This window comes from Streptomyces alkaliphilus (genome assembly GCF_014141535.1).
Taxonomy (GTDB): Bacteria; Actinomycetota; Actinomycetes; order Streptomycetales; family Streptomycetaceae; genus Streptomyces; species Streptomyces alkaliphilus.
In genome coordinates this window covers 1-2,621 of sequence record NZ_VKHT01000741.1, presented here as the reverse complement: position 1 = coordinate 2,621, position 2,621 = coordinate 1, and the positions used below count along the sequence as shown (strand labels likewise).

The window sequence follows — 2,621 nt, the reverse complement described above, 5'->3', positions numbered from 1 at the left end:
CTCCCCATCACCCCCGCCGCGCTGCCGACGCTGCTCGCCGACGCCGCCGGCCCGACCGCCCTCGGCCCGGGCGACGTCGCGCTGCGCCTCGGCGCGGTCCTCCTCGCCTTCCTCACCCTGCCCCTGCTGGTGGGTCAGGCCGAGCACAAGGTGATGGCCCACATGCAGGGCCGGGTCGGTCCCATGCACGCCGGTCGCTTCCACGGTTGGGCCCAGCTGGTCGCCGACGGCGTGAAGTTCGCGCAGAAGGAGGACACCGTTCCGGCCGGCGCGGACCGGGCCGTCTTCCGACTGGCCCCGGCCGTCGCGCTGTTGCCGTACTTCGTGGTCCTGATCGCCATCCCGCTGGGCCCCGGCACCCTGGTGGGCCAGGTCATCGACGCCGGGGTGTTCTTCGTCCTCGCCGTCCTCGGCCTGGGCGTGCTGGGACAGTTGATGGGCGGCTGGGCCTCCGCCAACAAGTACTCCCTGCTGGGCGGCATGCGCACCGCCGCCCAGTTGATGGCCTACGAACTGCCGTTGCTGCTGGCCGCGGCCTCCGTCGTGATGGCCGCCGGCACGCTCAGCCTGACCGGCATCCTGGACGCCTTCCAGTGGTGGTGGGTGCCCTGGCAGATCATCGGCGGGGTCGTCTTCTTCGTCGCGGGCATCGCCGAGTTGCACCGTCCGCCGTTCGACGCGCCGCTGGCACCGGAGGAGATCATCTTCGGCGCCTTCACCGAGTACTCCGGCCTGCGGTTCGCGCTGTTCCTGCTCGCCGAGTACGCCGGGATCGTGGTGGTCTCCGCGCTGACCGCCGTGCTCTTCCTCGGCGGCTGGCACGGCCCGTTCGCCGACCAACTCGGCTGGTTGTGGATGCTGCTCAAGACGGCCGCCCTGTGCTTCCTGGTGATCTGGGCGCGGGTGGCCTGGCCCCGGCTGCGGGTGGACCAGATCCAGAAGCTGGCCTGGACCGTGCTCGTCCCGTTGGCCCTCGCGCAGATCGCGCTGACCGGTGTCGTCAAGGTGGTGATTTCGTGAGTCCCGTATCGGGCCTGGCCAAGGGCCTGGCCGTGACCTTCCGGGCGATGACCCGCCGCGCGGTGACCCGGCAGTACCCGGAGGCGCTGCCGGAACTCGCGCCGCGCAGTCGGGGGGTGATCGCGCTCTTCGAGGAGAACTGCACGGTCTGCATGCTGTGCGCGCGCGAGTGCCCCGACTGGTGCATCTACATCGACTCGCACAAGGAGACGATGCCGCCGGCCGCGCCCGGCGGCCGGGAGCGCAGCCGCAACGTCCTGGACCGCTTCGCGATCGACTTCGCGCTGTGCATGTACTGCGGGATCTGTGTCGAGGTCTGCCCGTTCGACGCCCTGTTCTGGTCGCCGGAGTTCGAGTACGCGGAGACCGACATCCGGGAGCTGACCCACGAGCGGGACCGCCTGCGCGAGTGGATGTGGACCGTCCCCGAACCGCCACCGCTCGACCCGGCGGCCGAGGAGTCCAAGGAGGTCGTGGCCGCGCGCCGCGCCGCCGAACGCCCGACCCGCGGGGGCACGGCGTGAGCCCCGGCCCCGGCGCCCTGCGGACGGCCGCGGAGGGGACCCCCGGCTTCCTCTCGCCGAGCGGCGTGGGGATCGTCTTCCTCCTGGTGGGCGTCGTGGTGCTGGGCGCCGCCGTGCTCTGCGTGACCACCACCCGACTGGTGCGCGCCGCGCTGTACCTGGTGGTCGCGCTCGGAGGGTTGGCGGTGCAGTACCTGCTGCTGACCGCCGAGTTCATCGCCTGGGTCCAGGTGCTCATCTACCTCGGTTCGGTGGTCGTCCTGGTGCTCTTCGGACTGATGTTGACCAAGGCGCCCACCGGACCGTCCCCGGACGCGAACTCCGCCGCCCGCCCGGTGGCCCTGGTGGTGGCCGGTTCGGCGGCCGTGCTGCTGGTGGTGCTGGTGGTGGACGCCTTCCGCACCACCTGGATCGACCTGGAGACGCCGCACGGTCTCACCGCCGACCTGGGCACCTCGATGTTCCGACACTGGGTGCTGCCCTTCGAGGCGCTGTCCCTGCTGCTGCTCGCGGCGCTGATCGGCGCCATCGCCGTCTCCCGCCGGCACGCGACCGGCCCGGGGAACGGCCCTGCGACCGGCCCGGGGCCCACCGCTGTGCCCGACCCCCGGCACCGCGTCGGGGGTGAGGGCTGATGCACCTGGTCTACCCGGTGGTCCTCGCCGTGCTGCTGTTCTGCGTCGGTCTGTACGGCGTGCTGGCCCGCCGCAACGCCGTCCTGGTCCTCATGGCGGTGGAGTTGATGCTGGCCGGCGTCATGCTCAACCTCGTCGCCTTCGACGTGTGGTTGCGCGACGCCCTGCACTCGGGGCAGGTGTTCACGCTCTTCCTCATCGCGGTGGCCGCGGCCGAGGTCGGCGTCGGCCTGGCGATCGTGCTGCTGGTGTACCGGGGGCGCGGCACCTCCTCGGTGGACCGGCTGCGGGCGCTGCGCGACACCCCCGCCGCGCCGCCCGCCGACGCCGACACCGGTGACACCGGCGGCGTCACCGAAGGCGTTCCCCGGCCCATCGGGGCCGGTGCCGGCGCCGCGCCGTCCGCGGATCCGACCCGTTCGACGCCCGCCCCCGGGAGGCC

The 2,621-nt window shown here is 72.6% G+C and carries 4 protein-coding genes; all 4 read left to right on the top strand.

What is annotated here, in order from left to right; genetic code table 11:
* Positions 1-30: 30 nt before the first annotated feature.
* Positions 31-1,020, top strand: coding sequence for a complex I subunit 1/NuoH family protein (locus tag FNQ90_RS19210; RefSeq protein WP_182607510.1), 990 nt, complete (start codon positions 31-33; stop codon positions 1,018-1,020).
* Between the two features lie 47 nt (positions 1,021-1,067).
* Positions 1,068-1,544, top strand: coding sequence for a 4Fe-4S binding protein (locus FNQ90_RS19205; RefSeq protein WP_153427284.1), 477 nt, complete (start codon positions 1,068-1,070; stop codon positions 1,542-1,544).
* Positions 1,541-2,179 carry an NADH-quinone oxidoreductase subunit J family protein gene (locus FNQ90_RS19200; protein ID WP_323380073.1) on the top strand — a complete coding sequence of 213 codons (639 nt, stop codon included), beginning with the start codon at positions 1,541-1,543 and terminating at the stop codon, positions 2,177-2,179. Before FNQ90_RS19205 ends, FNQ90_RS19200 begins: the two co-directional genes overlap by 4 nt.
* The coding region (gene nuoK, locus FNQ90_RS19195; protein ID WP_182607508.1) for an NADH-quinone oxidoreductase subunit NuoK at positions 2,179-2,621 on the top strand (443 nt) is incomplete at its 3' end. The genes FNQ90_RS19200 and nuoK, both read left to right, overlap by 1 nt.